Below are 14,298 nucleotides of genomic sequence, written 5' to 3'. Positions count from 1 at the left end.
ACCAGCGTCAGGGCCGAACCTCCGCCGGTACCCCAGCCGCCACCCCACGCCGTAGCGGACCCACTTTTCGTTTCGCCCGGTCGCTGCCATGGGGGAAATCATTGGCCTACAAAGCGACGGCTGTGTAGTTCTTTCCCGTCATGGACTAAAGATCATGAACGGCAGGCGGCGGACCACTCCGCCAACAAGGCTCGCGCTTCGTCCCCGAACAGCGCATAACCCTCAAGCGTGGAGAACAGTTCCAAGTGCATTTCGATGTCACGTGGATCTCTCAGGATCACGACACCGGTGGTGTTCTCCACGGTGGCCAGGGTGTCGTCATAGATGGTGAAGGTGTCCATCGGAGCCATGGGCTTGTATCCCGCGATGGGGATGACGCCGAGCTTCACGTTCGCAAGGTGGGTCAGTGAGGCCAGCCGGTCAATCTGCATCGCCATCGCAGCCGGGGGCAGGAGTGGCCACCTCACAGCCTGCTCGGCGAGAATGAAAGTGAACCGCTTCTTCGTGTCGTAAAGAACCTCCTGCCGCTCCAGCTTCCTCGCGATCGTCTTAGTGACATCGGCCGGAGAATAGGCAAGGCTGGCGCGGATGTACTCAGGGGTGGACAGCAGTCCTGTAATCATCGAGAGCAGGAAGAAGCGGAACTCCGTGGACGAGGATTCAAGGGCGGCAAGTTCAGTCTGCTTCTTCTCCAGGCCCCTACGCCGGAGCGAGCGCAGGTCTTGCCATTCGGTGTTGGCCAGCCTCGCGAGGGCAACGACCTCCTCGATGACCTCGGGCGGAGCCACCACGGCCCGGAGGATCCTTTCCAGATCCAGCAGACTCGGCTGAACTTTCCCATTCTCGATCCGACTGATCTTCGATTGGGACATGTTGCAACGCCGAGCGAGCCGGTCCCCAGTGAGGCCGGCTCGCTTGCGTAGTTCTTTCAGCAGGGCCGCCAGTTCCTGTTTCGGCTGCCCCAGCTGCTCAGGATCGAACGTCACCCGCTGCTCACGTACTCCAGGAACGGCACGGATTTGGCAATGGCAATCCGCTTCCACTGCCGGTAGGGCTCCGGGTCGCCCTCGTACAGCTCCCGGTTTATCTGTGTCCCGTCCGCCCGGTAGTTCATCAGGACCACCTTGGACTCGTCGAACATCCAGAAGTCCTGATCTGGAAGTCCCGGGTTCTCCCGGTCGGTGAGGTCGAGGATACGGATATCCTCGCCCGCCTTCACGTGGTGCCGGTAGTAGTACTCGAATTCGAACCGAAGGTAGTCCGAGAGCGGGCGGGTCACGACGTGCACCCTGCCGACTCTCTTTCCTTCCGAGGCCCACTGCCGGACCTCATCCATCCAGGCCGATGTGTAATCGTCCGGCGACTTCTCCCCGGCGAGGAATCGCTTCAGCTTCTCCGCTTCCTGGGGCATGGTGTAGACGGGCAGCGTCTCCAGCCTCCACGCCTCACGCTCCATGGAATCGAAGCAGTCGTTCCAGGCGTCACCATCCAAGTGCACGGAACGCCTCCCTGAGAACCGCCTCCGGGATTTCCACAAGCCCTTCCCCGGCGGGCGGGGTGAAGGCGTCGGACACGTCACCCTGCACCACGAACGACCCCGCGGCCGTGCGGTACACGTTCGGGCAGTCCTTCTCTCCGCACTCGCCGTTGCCATTGCCCGTGAGCCGGGTGAGTGCCGAACGCTCGGACATGCCAAACCCCCTTGCTCTGGCCCCGATTGGGCCGCCTGCCCATGACGTTAGAGGGGGCCGGGCGCAGCGTCTATGCACGAACACGACTATGCGTGTCCTCGCATAAACCCGTGCGGCCGGAGGGGCGCAGCCCAAGGGGAGCGAGGGGAGCGGCAGGGTGCGGGGGCTGACTGAGGGACCCCGTCCTACCTGCTCCCGGCAGCAGGCCACCCCGGTGCAGGCTGCCTTCAGGGCCGCCTACCACCTCCCGCCCGTGAACGCGGTAGCGGTCGGCACCCACAACCCCGACCACCTGCGAGAGCTGACCAACGCCCAGAGCTTCGCGGCGGACGAGGAGGCCGTCCGCCACTACCGCAGCCTCCTGCGCAATCGCCGTCAGGAGTGAAGCTCGGCGATGAGCCGCGCCGCCTCCTTCCGGGCAGGCTCCAAGCGGGGATCCTGGGGATGGGCGTAAGGACCTACGACCTTCGCACAGAAGAACAGGGCCATCAGCCGGCCAGACCTGCTCTCCAGGTCTGGCCGATGCTCCGCCCACACTTGTTGGGCCAGGGCGGGGACGGCAAGGGAGTTCCCCCAGAGGGTGGCCGCGTCCAGTCCGCGCGGCGCCATCCCCCAATCCTCCCAATCGAGGATGCAGAACTCGGGCCCGGTCACGTTCGCCCACGTCAGATCCGCATGTGCCGGCGTCCACTCATCCACGGTGGCGTCTACTTCGGGGAAGACTGCTCGGATCGTCCCAGTCACCAGTTCCTGGGTGGCCGTCTCGGTGTCCGGAGTGGCGATGCGGTGCGTGCGCTGCGCGGCGAGTGCGTCCAGCGAAGCATTGAGTGCCGCCCACCAGCCGTCCGACAGTTTAGGATCCTCGATCACCAGGGCGGCTTGCCCAACGGGCGGGGCGGTGACCAGCGCCATTTCGTCTGCCCGCCACATCACCGGCTCGTCCCGCTCGCGCCACGCCAGCCCCGCATACCACTTCGGCATAGACACTCCATGCAAGACCGCTGCGGCCTCGGTGCCGTTCCAGCCCTGTGCTCCGATCCGGTCGAAGCTGCGCCGCTCAACCCTCACCCACGTTCCACGGTCCGTCCGCGCCCCAACCGAGCGCCGCTTGCACACCACGGTGTCACGGAGCAACTGCATTTGAAGGGACCGCTCCACGTGTTCGAGAACGTCATCAACCGGCTCAACACGCAAGTCCACGGCCCGTGCACCAGGCGAAGAGAGCGTCATCTGGACTCCTTGGGCCCTCGCTGTGGGGTAGGGGCGACCTGCCGTCAGGTGAAAGCACCCGTAAGTTGATTAATGTAGTGGGTGATGTGCGGCATCCTGTGCGGCAGTTGATCGAGCGGGAAGAGGCGGAGCGCCTGGCATTCGCCAAGGACGAGGTCGGTTGCGGCAACTTCTCCCCTCTACGGAGCGAGGAACAGCTGCGGCGGGATGATCTGCGGCAGGAGGGACCGCGACGGCCCGCGAGACGCTGGATTAGACGGGCGTGTGCTGTGCTGTACGGCGCGGTCTGGTTGAGCGGATCCATCCGGCGACGGGTGTCCACTGCGTGTACCTGGCAGGGGACGCAACGAACAATGATGCGGTTGAAGAGCGGCTTGGGTGGCGAAGAATGCGGCGGGCCTGTAGGTTCTCAATTTCAGTGTCAGGCGCCGACCCTGTGACCTGGATATTTCCCTTGAGTCTCACGTTGTGTCGGCAGGCGGCTGTCTCAGATCGGTGTCATTTCCTCAGGCTGTCCAGCAGGCTGCAACGCGGCCCGGGGCGTCACGAACCTGCATCGGCAACCATCCGTTCCACCCACTCACACACCTTCGTTGCACACGAACGTCCCGAGCGTCGTCGCTGACAAGCGCCTGCGGGACTACGGACGGGTTGATCAGCCCATAATTGGAGTCAGTGCCGAGCGACCCGGCGCATCGCACCCGCCCCGGGTGCACTCACCGCGATCGGAGAGCATCGTGAAGAACAGCGCGTTGTGGCGAGTGGTTGACAACGAGAGTGGTACCCAGTCCATCGTCAGCTCGCCCTCCGAGGCGGTCGCGTTCGTCAACAGCCGGTTCGACACCGATGACGACGACGAGCCGTTCAGCATCACCGAGGTCGGTCCTCTCCTTCCGAAGCCGCTCGGGGTCATCACTGCATGGGCTGCCGAGAAGGACGGCGAGCGAACCGACGGGCGTACTGCCCCGATCACCATCAGGCCGGTTGTGACGGACAACGCCAGCGAGTGCGATGACGTCGTGCTCTGGGGCGACGTGTACGTCTCCTGGGACCACGACATGTACACCGTCGAGGAGCCGGACAGCTCCGAGTACAGCGAGGCTTACAGCGCAGCCGAGTTGAGCGCGATCCTCGACGAGTACGCCGATGACTACGAGTACGCGCCTGAAGGGCCTGAAGGGCCCGACAGCCACAGGTGGCCGAAACCGGAAGAGTTGATCACCTACGGCGCCCAGGAGTGCGCCAAGCGGTTCGGGCACCTCGACGACGACGCCCTGCTGTGGCTCGCTGCCACCCGCATCACGCTCGCCGTGTGGCGCAACACACCCGTCGAGAACTGGCATGCCGGGAAGAGTCCGCTGCACGACGGCACAATGATGCGGATCAACGCGGCAACCACCCGACTCGTGCGCTCGATGCTGTCGTTCGACCATGTCGACTGGATCGGTCTCGGTCTCGCGATCGTCAACCCGTCCCGGGTTCTACCGACCGGGCAGTCTGTGCTCGAGCTCGGGCTGGCCTGCCACAACCCTGACGACCCGGCACACGAGGATGATCCGCGCGTAGAACTCGCGGAGATGGCACAGGTCGCGATCTCATGGGGGCGAAGGTACTGCCTTAGCGAGAAGGAGTTCGGTCTGCGAACCCTGGTCGAATCCTTGTGCGCGTTCGACAACGGCTGGTTCGGAGCACCGAGTTGGGGGCGCATCGTCGATCGGTTCCTTACGGCTGTCGACGACCGGGAGAATGCGCACTGGCGCATACACCGGGACAAGCCTTGGTTCGACGAGTGGTTCACCAACCGGCCGGCCGACATTGCGGACACCACGGAATTTCGTCGGCTGCTCCTTGCCGGGCCCGACCTGCTGTCCGAGGAGGCCGCCGAATGGTGCGTGGATGGCGCCATCGGCTACGTCTGTCAGGACGACCACGCAAACGGCTGCCCGCTGTGCGGTATCCCGCTGGCAACGGAGTCCTCAAACGAGTGACGGCAGTGGCCAGCGATTCTCAATCCCGTGTCAGTTCGGCCAGTCACATGACATCGCGACTGAGAAAATGACACGGGATCTGAGAACCTACAGGGCCGCTTCATGTCCGTCGACACGATCTACCCGCCGATGCTGGCAGCACTGGAGGAAGACGTATGACCGAGCAAACGGCACAAGAGCGACCGGGCATCGCAGCCGCGATCGTGGTACAGGACGGCGCCGTGCTCATGGTTCGCCGCCGGGTCGCGGAAGGTCAACTGTCTTGGCAGTTCCCGGCGGGCGAGATCGAGGGGACGGAGACCCCTGAACAAGCAGCCGTGCGAGAGACGAGCGAAGAGGTCGGCATGGAGGTGACCGCTCTCAAGGTCCTCGGAGAACGGGTTCACCCCAAGACTGGCCGGAAGATGACCTACGTGGCCTGTGTCGTAGAGTCCGGCGCTCCTTACGTGGCGGACGACGATGAACTGGCTGAGGTGGCATGGGTCCGGCATGCCCAGATTCCCGCGTACGTGCCATACGGCCTCTTCGACGCGGTGCAGGTATATCTCGACGCCGCACTGAGCCGGTAACACCTCGGTGCGTGCTGCGGACGGAGGACGAGGCAGCTTCGGGTAATCAGACCGCCCTCCCGACGAGCTAAGGAACTGGTCGTGGACACTGAAATCGGCCTGATCTGCCTGCGGTTGGTTAGCGTGGCTTCGCCATTGCCTCGTCGACCAAGTGTTCACTCACGGAGTGCCAGAGCTTCAGGTTGTATAACTCTCGTGCCACCTTCGTGTCTCCCGCGGACCGCGCTCGGCGGCCGACGTCTCATTTGTGTGCGTCCGGTGGCGTAAGACGCTGCCGCCATGGGTGGTCCGGCACGGTTACTGCGATGGCGTTCGCCAACCAAATGCGCTGAGGTTCGCCGAGCAGCGGCAGTACCGCTTCGAAGTCTGTCTCATCCTTCTCCCGTGTCGCCTTCGCCTTGTAGTAGAGCTGCACCTCGGGCGCCAGGTAGGGGATACCAGTCCCGCTTCTTCGTCCCAACCGCTCGATCGGAAGCCGGATCCGTGGGGTACGCCGAGAGACCCAATGGGTGCCCTCCGCCTCGTCCAGCATGAGCTGCACGGACCAGGGTGCCTCAGGCGTGCGTCGGCACCAGGTGTCGTGGAGGGGCGGCTGAAGAGTCTCCCCAGAACGCCACGGGCGCAGCCGCCCCATGCCAGGTGGGTCCGCCACGTACAGGTCCCAGTCGGTCAAGAGATCGCGCACGCGAGCTTGGTCCCGTCGGAGGACGAGGACATCGAGATCGCCGTGCGGGCGTAGCTCACGGCCGACGGCGAGTTCGATCGCGTACCCGCCAGCGATCCACCACGGGAAGTCGGCCGCAGCGAACATGACAGCTAGATCTTCGGGACGAGCCGGCACCCAGCGCCCCACTCCCTCAATACTCACCTGTCCATGCTCTCAGTGAACGAGGCCCCGGAAGGGAAATCCGACGTAGGCCAGCCATGCACAGAGGCCAGCTATGGGGTGAGCCGGTTCGGTCCGCGGAAGAGGAAGGTGGCCTCGCGGATCGACTCCAGACCGAGCAAGACCATGAGTACGCGTCCAAGGCCCATGCCCAGCCCGCCGTGCGGTGGGCACCCGTACCGGAACGCGTTCAGGTAGTCCTGCATCGGCTCCGGACTCATGCCCTTCTCGGCGGCTTGCTTCAGCAGCACGTCGTAGCGGTGCTCGCGCTGGGCGCCGGTGGTGATCTCCAGCCCCTTCCAGAGCAGGTCGAAGCTCAGGGTCACGCTCGGGTCGTCGGCCGGCCGCATGTGGTAGAAGGGCCGGATGCCCACGGGGTAGTGGGTGATGAACACGAACTCGTGGCCGGTGGCCTGCTGGATGTGGGCGCTGATGCTCCGCTCGCCCTCCGGGTCCAGGTCCTCCTTGGTTCCTTCCGCGTCCCATCCGCCCTTGCGCAGGATGTCGTGCGCCTTGGCCATGGTGATGCGGGGGAAGGGCGTCGTGGGGACGGTGATCTCCACGCCGAACTGCTCCCGGACCGCATCGCCGTGTGCACCGGCGACCTTGGTGATGGCGTGGGCGAGCATCTGCTCCTCGAACGCCATAACGTCCTCGACGCCGTCAATCCAGGCCAGCTCGACGTCGACGCCGGTGAACTCGGTGGCGTGCCGGGAGGTGAACGACGGCTCTGCACGGAAGACGGGGCCGATCTCGAAGACCTTCTCGATTCCGGCCGAGATCGCCATCTGCTTGTAGAACTGCGGCGACTGGGCGAGATAGGCGCTGCGATCGAAGTAGCCGAGTTCGAAGACCTCGGCGCCAGACTCCGAGGCGGTGCCCATGAGCTTGGGGGTGTGCATCTCCGTGGCGCCCTGGGCATAGGCGTACTCGCGCATCCCCTGCTCAAGGGTGGTCTGCACGGCGAACATCAGCTGAGCGGCGGGACGGCGGCGTACGTCCAAGAACCGCCAGTCCAGGCGGTGCTCCAGGCTGGTGTGCTCGTCGATGGGCAGCGGTGTCGCGGCCCGGTTCAGGACCTCGACCCGCTCCGGGATGATCTCCAGGCTGTGGAGCTTCACGATCGGGTTCTCGACGACGCGGCCGGTGATCCGCACCGCGGACTCCGGCGAGAGCTGCTGCAGGGCGGCCTCGATGTCGTCGCCTGCGCCGCCGCGCCGGTGGGTGACCTGCACCATGCCCGTGTGGTCGCGTACGACGACGAACTGGACCTTACTCAGCAGGCGCAGAGTGTGCGCCCAGCCCGACACGGAAACGGTTCGACCCAAGTGCTCGTGCAGGTCAGATACCAGTACACGATCGGTCGTATGGATCATCGCAGCCCTCCAGGGCGTCATGGTGATCCCTTGGGGGCGCGGGCGAGAAGGGGACTCGCGGTTCCACCACGCCTTCACCACCACTCGACAGTGGCGGCCTCATTCGTGGCCGGTAACGGGGCCAGCCGGCGGGGCATTGGACCACATGGCCGTTCCTCCTCGCACTCAGGAGGGTCTTCACCCCGGGGCGCGAGGCTGCCTTCCCAGCTGCCAGCAGCTCTCTCGGCTCGCGTGATCCCGGGCTACTCGTCTCCGTCATCGCGTTGTGACGGAGGATAGCGAGCCAGGGCTCGAGACGACAGCGAGATTTCTGCTAGGTCGTGATCGTGCCAGTGGGCAGGTTCGGAAGCAGGTGCGGCCACCTGACGATCAACGGCGCCAGGAAGGAGGAGGTGTAGTCGCGCTGATGATGACGCTACCCGGGGCACAGCCTACGAGGCTCAGTCAGCGAATGGACGGACACGGATCCGCGTGACAATTTCGTGGCGCCGGGAAACACAGCTCCCCCATCCTGACGGAATGCCCGACATCATCACCTCGCGCCTTCAGTACAACGCCACAGCGGTACGCCCAGACTGGAAGGACCTCCCACAAGACGTTCGCCAGCTCATCACCCGACGCCTCGGAGGCTCAGTACAGGCCGGGCGCAGCGCAGGGAGCGGATTTACCAGCGGCTTCGCCGCTGTACTCCGCGGGGCCTTCGGACCTCTGTTCGTCAAGGCGGTCAAGAGCCTGGACAACAGCGTGGTGGCCGACTCCTACCGCAGGGAAGCGTTGATCAACCAGGCGCTCCCGGCAGAGATTCCGGCGCCACGCCTGCAGTGGATTGAGGAGCACGACGGATGGGTCGTTCTCGGCATCGACGCTGTCCCCGGTGGCCGCATGCCCACCACACCGTGGAAGCCTGATGAGCTAACGGCCACTCTCGACACGTACAGGATCACAGCAGAGGCACTCTCCACCCCACCCACAGCACTCCAGCATGTGGGCCTCAAGGCGGTGGGTGACGGCGGTGACTTCGCCGACTGGCGCAACCTCGCCCGAGGCGCCACGCACACGAACGCCCTGCCTTCCTGGGTACCACTCGACCTACTGGACGTGCTGGCCAGCCTGGAAAGCGGATGGCGGGAGGCCGTCGCAGGCAATGCCGTCCTCCACCACGACCTACGACAGGACAACGTGCTGATCGATGCGTACGGCGCCGCGTGGATCTGCGACTGGAACTGGCCCTGCCTGGGTGCAAGCTGGTTCGACCTCGTCCTGCTCCTGGCCACCGCCTACGCCGACGGCCACGACGCCACAGCCCTGTTCACCCAGCACCCCACCGCCCGCGGAGTCGCCGACGAGCAACTCGATGCGGCGCTCGCCGCGCTGTCCGGTTTCTTCCTCACTTCAGGCAGACAGCCCGCAGCAGACTGGTCACCGCATCTTCGCCAGCACCAGACGTGGTGTGGAGAGGTCACACTGCGATGGCTGGTCAACCGGCGTGGTTGGGCACTCTGACCTGGGGCCCACCCGTTCAGTGTTCGACAGACAGCCCGCTCAACTCAGGCCGAGGGCGGTGCTGTCAGGACGCCGCTCGGGATCCACTTGCGCAACACCTCGGGTACCTCCACCGTGCCGTCGGCCCGCTGGTGCTGCTCCAGCAGCGCGGGCACAAGCCTGCTCGTGGCCAGACCTGATCCGTTCAGCGTGTGGACGAACGTCGACTTCCCCTGTTGCGGCCGGTAGCGGATGTTGCCACGCCTCGCCTGGTAGTCGCGGGCATTCGACACCGAGCTGACCTCGACGTACGCCTCGATGCTCGGCAGCCACACCTCGACGTCGTACGTCTTGGCCATCGCTGCGCTGGTGTCCCCGGCCGCGAGTCGCGTGATCCGATAGTGCAGGCCCAGTCCCTTTACCAAGTCCTCCGCTCTGCCGAGAAGCTCCTGGTGTGCGGCGTCCGAGGCGTCCGGGTGGGTGAACTGGAACAGCTCGACCTTGTTGAACTGGTGACCGCGCAGGGTCCCCCGTTCAGCCGTGCGGTAGCCGCCGGCCTCCTTGCGGTAGCACGGCGTGTACGCGACGTACTTCCGAGGCAGCTCCGTCTCGGGCAGCGTCTCGTCCCGGTGCAGATTGACCAACGCTGTCTCCGCGGTCGGTAGCAGGAACCGCTCCGGACCTTGCTCCCCCTGCTCCAAGGCGAAGACCTCGTCCGCAAACTTGGGGAACTGGCCCGCCGTGTACCCGGCCGCGAAGGTCAGGATGTGCGGTGGCAACACGAACTCATAGCCGTCCCGCACATGGGCCTCCAGGAAGTGGTTCAGCAGCGCCCACTCCAGGAGCGCGCCGTCGCCCCGGTAGATCCAGAAGCCGCTGCCGCCGAGCTTCGTGCCCCGCTCATAGTCGACCAAGCCCAGAGTTCGAGCGAGCTCCACATGGTCCCTGGGCGTGAAACCGAACTCCGGACGCTGGCCGGCTTCACGAATGACCTCGTTGTTCTCCTTGCCCCCGGCCAGCACGTCCGCGTCGGGTAGGTTCGGCAGCGGATCAAGGAAGACCTGACGCGCCTGCTCCAGTTCGATGAGCCGCGCCTCGACGGCGGTCAGCTGCTCGCCCACGGCCGATGCTTCACCGTGCAGACTTGCCACGCCCTCCCCAACCCGCTGCCGTTTCGCGATCTCGCCCGAGATCCTCTTGCGCTCCCCACGGAGGCGTTCCATCTCAGCCCGCACCTGTCGGTAGTCGTCGTCCAGTCGAAGAAACTCGTCGAGGTCGACGTGGACCGCCCGCTTGGCTAGCGCCTGCTGGACATGGGCTGGGTTCTGGCGAATCAGGGTGACATCGATCATCCTGCCGTGCTCCGTTCGATCAGTCATCATGACGTGATCCCTTGGGAGCGCGGGCGAGAAGGGGCAACTCGCGGTGCCACCGCGCCTTCGCCACCAGCAGAGGGTGGCCTCATTCGCGACCCGGTCACGGGGGTCAACCGGCGGGGCATTGGACCTTCCCTAAGGCCGTTCCTCCCCGCACTCGGGAGGGGATTCACCTGGGGCGCGAGGCTGCCTTCCCAGCTGCCAGCAGCTCTCTCGGCTCGCGTGATCCCTGGCTACTCGTCTCCGTCAACGCGTTGCCGGGAAGGATACGTACGCCGCGATCGGGTCTGCAATCGAGAAACGCTTCGGCGGCTCCCGCAACGTCCAGGCTTCCCCTTTGCGCACGGCCAGGATGTCCTCGCCGTTGCTGCCATATCCTCCCCAGGTGGCAACGACCAGGGTTGACTGGGCGTACGAACTGGCTGGTGAGCTGCTAAGTAGCAGCCTCCCGCGCAGGTGGGCACACTCGCAGGGCGTTGCCGCTTGCGCCCAGACGCTGGCGCCGCTGGCCGGTAACAGCGCCGAGGTGCTGGAAGCGGCTGCGGTGCTGCATGACATCGGCTACGCGCCCCCGCTCGTCTCTACGGGATTCCATCCGCTGGACGGAGCACGGTATCTCCGGAGAGACGGGTTGTCCGCCTGGTCGCGAACCACTCGTATGCGCTGCTCGAAGCCGAGGAGCGTGGCCTCCGGACTGAGCTGGCCGACGAGTTCCCCCTCCTGGATGATCCGCTCCTCGTGGACGCGCTGGTCTACTGCGACATGACCACGACGCCGGACGGCCGACGGACGACGCCCCATGAGCGGCTGCAGGAGATCTTGGCCCGCTACGGCGAGGACAGCGTGGTCGGGCGTTTCATCCGCCGGGCCGCCCCGCACATCCACGCGAGTGTGGATCGGGTGCGGGCGGCTGCGGTCGAGGCCGGCGTGGAGCTGTAAGTCCGAGCGGTCAGCCGAGGTAGGGGTAAGCCCCGGTCAGGTAGTGGCCGATCTGCTCGTGCATGCTCGGGTGGATGTCGAGCTTATCCAGGTCGTCCGGGCGAACCCAGCGCACGCCGTCGGCCTCCTCATTGACGGTAGGCTTGCCCCCTACGGGGCGGCCGATGTACACGGCCTCGTACTGCTGCCGGATCTCGCCGTCGGTGTACTCGATGATGTGCTCCGGGTTGGAGTAGACGCCGAGGAAGCCGGTGACCTCCGCGACGATGCCGGTCTCCTCCTCGCACTCGCGGACGGCGCACTGCGCCGGGCTCTCACCGATGTCCTGGGCTCCTCCGGGCAGGGCCCACTGGCCGGTGTCGCGGCGTCGCTGGAGAAGGATGGCGCCTTCGTCGTTGACTACGAGCAGGTTGCTGGCGGGGATAAGGGTGTTGGCCTTGGGGGCCTTGGGGTCGTGGTAGTACTCGGTCCTGCCCACGGCAGTGCTACTCCTGTCTGTCGGGCGCCTAGGGGCGCGCGGATGCCCGCACGGCCTCGAAGCTGTCGCCGTACCGCTGGCACCACTCCCCGCCGTCTATGTTGCGGAGCTGGAGTAGCGGGTTGGCGCTGGCCGGCTGACCCCAGATGTGCGGGTTGACCATGAGGTGGTCGTCGTAAGGGTGAACATGAACGAACGATGGCACTCCGGTCTGACAATCGGGGCGAGATCGTGGAACGCATCGTCTGGGCAGGCAAGATGGCGCTGCTGGTGGGGATTACGGGCTCTGTCGCCGCTGTCGTCACATACTGCCGTCACGGTCCGAACCCCTCAGCGCACCGGCAAACACAGCAGCATGAAGCCCGCCCTTCCCGAAATCGGGGAGGCCGGGCTTCATGCGTCGAATGAAGGACGGACACCGGCGTTCAGCCAGCCGGGGCGCGCAGGAGCCGGTCCCGCGTGCTCGCCGGCAGCACCCGGCGCAGGACCGGTGCGGTCGAGCTGAGCGAGGCGGCGAACGCGGCGACCAGGTCGTGCGGGACGCTGGCTGCGAAGGACGCCGCCCACAGGCACTGCGTGCCCAGCGCGGGCTCGGCCCATGCCTGCCATCCGGCCGGTCCCGCAGCGTCGGCCTCGGCGACCAGGGTGCGCGGGTCGGCATCCTGGATGAGGGGCGGGACCTCGCCGAGGCTGAGGTGGGAGGTGAACGTCGGGTCCGTCGCTGCCGCGTGGGGCTGGTCGATGTCGCGGAGCCAGCCGTGGGCGGTGACCGCGTCGAGGACCACCTCGGGCCCGGCGAAGGACACGGCGGGCTGGTCCCGGGCATCGAGCGCGACGAGGAAGTCGGTGAGGACCTCGCCGGGGACGTCTGGGGTGAAGTAGGCCGACCACTGCGCGAGCGGACTGTTGGTATCGGCGCGGGCGCAGACCTGCCAGGAGATCGGCAGTTCGCCGAGGTGGAACGGCTCGTCCGCCAGGACCCACTGGGCCCACCGGAGGGTGTCCTGGCTGATGTGCAGGACGGTGCTGCGCAGGACCTGACGGTCCTCCGGCGCCTCGTCAGGTTCCTGGCGTCCGCGGACGATCGCAAGGCTCGACCAGCCAAGGCCGGCGAGCGTATCGGCGACGGAGTCGTAGAGGCGTCCGTCGTCCCCGGCCAGGTGCCGGGGACCGACCCAGTAGGCGCGCTGGGCGCTGTTGCTGGCCGGCGGATCGAGGGGGGTGTCGGGGTTCAGGGGCGCCTCCAAGGGCTCGGTGCGGGTCTACTTGCCGCGTGCGGTGCGGCGTTCCCGGCGAGGGGGTGCCTGGACGGGAGAGTGCCAGGTCAGGGCGACGGCGACCTCGGGCGGCAGATGACCAAGCTGGGCGCCCGGATCCCGGCCTTCGGCGAGGTAGACGACGGGCCGCCCGGTCTCGTCCACGCACTGCACGACCTGCGCCAAGCGGTGTGCCATCGGGAAGAAGGGATTCATGGCCTGGCGTACCGGGGCACTCCGGTCGCAGCCGGACAGCAGGTCGATGAGATCGCCGACAGTCATCTCCGGGGTCGTCACGAACAGCCTCCTGGGGTAGAGGGATACGGGGAGCAGTGGAAACGTTCGGCGGCGGCAGACAGACGACCGCGTGCGGGGCGGGGACTATCTGTCTGTGTCCGCGCTCTCATAGGGGGCGTGAGGTCTCCAGCACGCGCGCCACAGCGGCGGCGACGATGTCCGCCGGCGTCTCGGTATCGAACGACAGGTGGTAGCCACGCACCTTGGCCGTGCCGGTGACGGCGATCTTCCATCCCTCGCCGTCCGTGCCGGGGCGGCCGAGCGGGAACCAGCCGAGGTAGAACCGGCCGTCCTTGGAGCTGACGTGCACGTCCGCGCGGTCATCCACGATCAGGTGGAAGTCCTCCGCGGAGAACTGGTCCATGACCAGCGTGGGCTTGCCAGGTCCTAGCAGCCACTCGCGCAGCCGCAGGGCCTCGACGGTGGTGGAGAATCCAGGTCTCATGGGAGCTACGGCCACGACGATCACCTCTCTGACCTGCTAAGTTCCGGGGAAGGTCGTCTAGGTTGACATGCCCCTGCCCGCAGTTCCAGTCATTCGTAGAGCTTTCTCGTCTGCTCCCGGCGAACTGCGAGGGCCGCCTTGCGACACCAGAGACGCACCTGGCCGTCAGCCGTTATGACCTGCCACCGGTACGCGGCTAGATCTCCAGCGGATCGGCGTCGAAAGACGCCAGCAGGCCCCCGGAAGGCGTTTCCTGGGGGCCTGCTGGCGGTGGTCGATCTTCGG

At 66.1% G+C, this 14,298-nt stretch carries 16 protein-coding genes and 1 pseudogene; 5 read left to right on the top strand and 12 right to left on the bottom strand.

The genetic code is table 11. The features are described 5' to 3' along the window. Positions 1 to 152: 152 nt before the first annotated feature. Genes ASC56_RS24335 through ASC56_RS24325 form a run of 3 tightly spaced genes read right to left on the bottom strand, consistent with a single transcriptional unit; the run spans position 153 to position 1,691 of the window. Positions 153 to 986 carry a helix-turn-helix transcriptional regulator gene (locus ASC56_RS24335; RefSeq protein ID WP_055493666.1) on the bottom strand — a complete coding sequence of 278 codons (834 nt, stop codon included), beginning with the start codon at positions 984 to 986 and terminating at the stop codon, positions 153 to 155. Further along, the gene (locus tag ASC56_RS24330; RefSeq protein WP_055493665.1) at positions 983 to 1,498 is read right to left on the bottom strand and encodes a DUF6879 family protein; all 516 of its coding nucleotides are present in this window, start codon (positions 1,496 to 1,498) and stop codon (positions 983 to 985) included. The genes ASC56_RS24335 and ASC56_RS24330 overlap by 4 nt, the downstream gene beginning before the upstream one ends. Then, positions 1,482 to 1,691 (bottom strand): hypothetical protein, encoded by a 210-nt coding sequence (locus ASC56_RS24325; RefSeq protein WP_055493664.1) that lies wholly within the window; start codon positions 1,689 to 1,691, stop codon positions 1,482 to 1,484. The genes ASC56_RS24330 and ASC56_RS24325 overlap by 17 nt, the downstream gene beginning before the upstream one ends. Positions 1,692 to 1,944: 253 nt before the next feature. On the opposite strand from ASC56_RS24325, the gene ASC56_RS42850 reads away from it, so the two are divergent. Beyond that, complete coding sequence (locus ASC56_RS42850) at positions 1,945 to 2,076, top strand: hypothetical protein (protein WP_267887634.1); 132 nt, start codon at positions 1,945 to 1,947, stop codon at positions 2,074 to 2,076. On the opposite strand, the gene ASC56_RS24315 is transcribed toward ASC56_RS42850, so the two are convergent. Further along, complete coding sequence (locus tag ASC56_RS24315) at positions 2,067 to 2,921, bottom strand: hypothetical protein (protein ID WP_055493662.1); 855 nt, start codon at positions 2,919 to 2,921, stop codon at positions 2,067 to 2,069. The genes ASC56_RS42850 and ASC56_RS24315 overlap by 10 nt on opposite strands. Before the next feature lie 737 nt (positions 2,922 to 3,658). On the opposite strand from ASC56_RS24315, the gene ASC56_RS24310 reads away from it, so the two are divergent. Together ASC56_RS24310 and ASC56_RS24305 are read left to right on the top strand one after the other, a co-directional pair. Beyond that, positions 3,659 to 4,909 carry a hypothetical protein gene (locus ASC56_RS24310; RefSeq protein ID WP_234377037.1) on the top strand — a complete coding sequence of 417 codons (1,251 nt, stop codon included), beginning with the start codon at positions 3,659 to 3,661 and terminating at the stop codon, positions 4,907 to 4,909. A 155-nt stretch (positions 4,910 to 5,064) separates the two neighbouring features. Further along, the gene (locus tag ASC56_RS24305) at positions 5,065 to 5,478 is read left to right on the top strand and encodes an NUDIX hydrolase (protein ID WP_040896670.1); all 414 of its coding nucleotides are present in this window, start codon (positions 5,065 to 5,067) and stop codon (positions 5,476 to 5,478) included. Between the two features lie 241 nt (positions 5,479 to 5,719). Here the strand turns inward: ASC56_RS24305 and ASC56_RS24300 are convergent, their stop codons facing one another. Together ASC56_RS24300 and aspS are read right to left on the bottom strand one after the other, a co-directional pair. Continuing rightward, on the bottom strand, positions 5,720 to 6,289 hold the full coding sequence (locus tag ASC56_RS24300) for a nucleotidyltransferase domain-containing protein (RefSeq protein WP_055493660.1): 570 nt from the start codon (positions 6,287 to 6,289) through the stop codon (positions 5,720 to 5,722). A gap of 128 nt (positions 6,290 to 6,417) precedes the next feature. Then, on the bottom strand, positions 6,418 to 7,740 hold the full coding sequence (aspS, locus tag ASC56_RS24295; RefSeq protein WP_055493659.1) for an aspartate--tRNA(Asn) ligase: 1,323 nt from the start codon (positions 7,738 to 7,740) through the stop codon (positions 6,418 to 6,420). Between the two features lie 519 nt (positions 7,741 to 8,259). On the opposite strand from aspS, the gene ASC56_RS24290 reads away from it, so the two are divergent. Continuing rightward, positions 8,260 to 9,243 (top strand): phosphotransferase, encoded by a 984-nt coding sequence (locus ASC56_RS24290; RefSeq protein ID WP_055493658.1) that lies wholly within the window; start codon positions 8,260 to 8,262, stop codon positions 9,241 to 9,243. Between the two features lie 44 nt (positions 9,244 to 9,287). On the opposite strand, the gene serS is transcribed toward ASC56_RS24290, so the two are convergent. Further along, complete coding sequence (gene serS / locus ASC56_RS24285) at positions 9,288 to 10,604, bottom strand: serine--tRNA ligase (RefSeq protein WP_234377036.1); 1,317 nt, start codon at positions 10,602 to 10,604, stop codon at positions 9,288 to 9,290. A 346-nt stretch (positions 10,605 to 10,950) separates the two neighbouring features. On the opposite strand from serS, the pseudogene ASC56_RS24280 reads away from it, so the two are divergent. Next, positions 10,951 to 11,537: pseudogene (locus ASC56_RS24280) on the top strand (HD domain-containing protein). Between the two features lie 10 nt (positions 11,538 to 11,547). Here the strand turns inward: ASC56_RS24280 and ASC56_RS24275 are convergent. From ASC56_RS24275 to ASC56_RS24260, 5 genes are all read right to left on the bottom strand, one after another. Then, positions 11,548 to 12,015, bottom strand: a complete 468-nt coding sequence (locus ASC56_RS24275) for an NUDIX hydrolase (protein ID WP_055493656.1) — start codon at positions 12,013 to 12,015, stop codon at positions 11,548 to 11,550. A 28-nt stretch (positions 12,016 to 12,043) separates the two neighbouring features. Next, complete coding sequence (locus ASC56_RS42845; RefSeq protein WP_267887633.1) at positions 12,044 to 12,178, bottom strand: hypothetical protein; 135 nt, start codon at positions 12,176 to 12,178, stop codon at positions 12,044 to 12,046. A gap of 262 nt (positions 12,179 to 12,440) precedes the next feature. Continuing rightward, positions 12,441 to 13,262 (bottom strand): DUF317 domain-containing protein, encoded by an 822-nt coding sequence (locus tag ASC56_RS24270; protein WP_055493655.1) that lies wholly within the window; start codon positions 13,260 to 13,262, stop codon positions 12,441 to 12,443. 15 nt (positions 13,263 to 13,277) lie between these two features. After that, the gene (locus ASC56_RS24265; protein ID WP_055493654.1) at positions 13,278 to 13,568 is read right to left on the bottom strand and encodes a hypothetical protein; all 291 of its coding nucleotides are present in this window, start codon (positions 13,566 to 13,568) and stop codon (positions 13,278 to 13,280) included. A gap of 106 nt (positions 13,569 to 13,674) precedes the next feature. Beyond that, positions 13,675 to 14,013 (bottom strand): DUF317 domain-containing protein, encoded by a 339-nt coding sequence (locus tag ASC56_RS24260; protein ID WP_055493853.1) that lies wholly within the window; start codon positions 14,011 to 14,013, stop codon positions 13,675 to 13,677. Positions 14,014 to 14,298 lie beyond the last annotated feature (285 nt).

Source organism: Streptomyces sp. TP-A0356 (assembly GCF_001417775.1).
Taxonomy (GTDB): domain Bacteria; phylum Actinomycetota; class Actinomycetes; order Streptomycetales; family Streptomycetaceae; genus Streptomyces.
Note: the sequence above shows the minus strand (reverse complement) of the source record. Positions and strands in the feature narration are given on the sequence as shown.

What these genes read in the sequence shown, in the direction of transcription:
- serS (WP_234377036.1), bottom strand. Translation starts at nt 10,604, where the DNA reads ATGATGACTGATCGAACGGAGCACGGCAGGATGATCGATGTCACCCTG.
- ASC56_RS24315 (WP_055493662.1), bottom strand. Translation starts at nt 2,921, where the DNA reads ATGACGCTCTCTTCGCCTGGTGCACGGGCCGTGGACTTGCGTGTTGAG.
- ASC56_RS24300 (WP_055493660.1), bottom strand. Translation starts at nt 6,289, where the DNA reads ATGTTCGCTGCGGCCGACTTCCCGTGGTGGATCGCTGGCGGGTACGCG.
- ASC56_RS24305 (WP_040896670.1), top strand. Translation starts at nt 5,065, where the DNA reads ATGACCGAGCAAACGGCACAAGAGCGACCGGGCATCGCAGCCGCGATC.
- ASC56_RS24325 (WP_055493664.1), bottom strand. Translation starts at nt 1,691, where the DNA reads ATGTCCGAGCGTTCGGCACTCACCCGGCTCACGGGCAATGGCAACGGC.
- ASC56_RS24260 (WP_055493853.1), bottom strand. Translation starts at nt 14,013, where the DNA reads ATGAGACCTGGATTCTCCACCACCGTCGAGGCCCTGCGGCTGCGCGAG.
- ASC56_RS24290 (WP_055493658.1), top strand. Translation starts at nt 8,260, where the DNA reads ATGCCCGACATCATCACCTCGCGCCTTCAGTACAACGCCACAGCGGTA.
- aspS (WP_055493659.1), bottom strand. Translation starts at nt 7,740, where the DNA reads ATGATCCATACGACCGATCGTGTACTGGTATCTGACCTGCACGAGCAC.
- ASC56_RS42845 (WP_267887633.1), bottom strand. Translation starts at nt 12,178, where the DNA reads ATGGTCAACCCGCACATCTGGGGTCAGCCGGCCAGCGCCAACCCGCTA.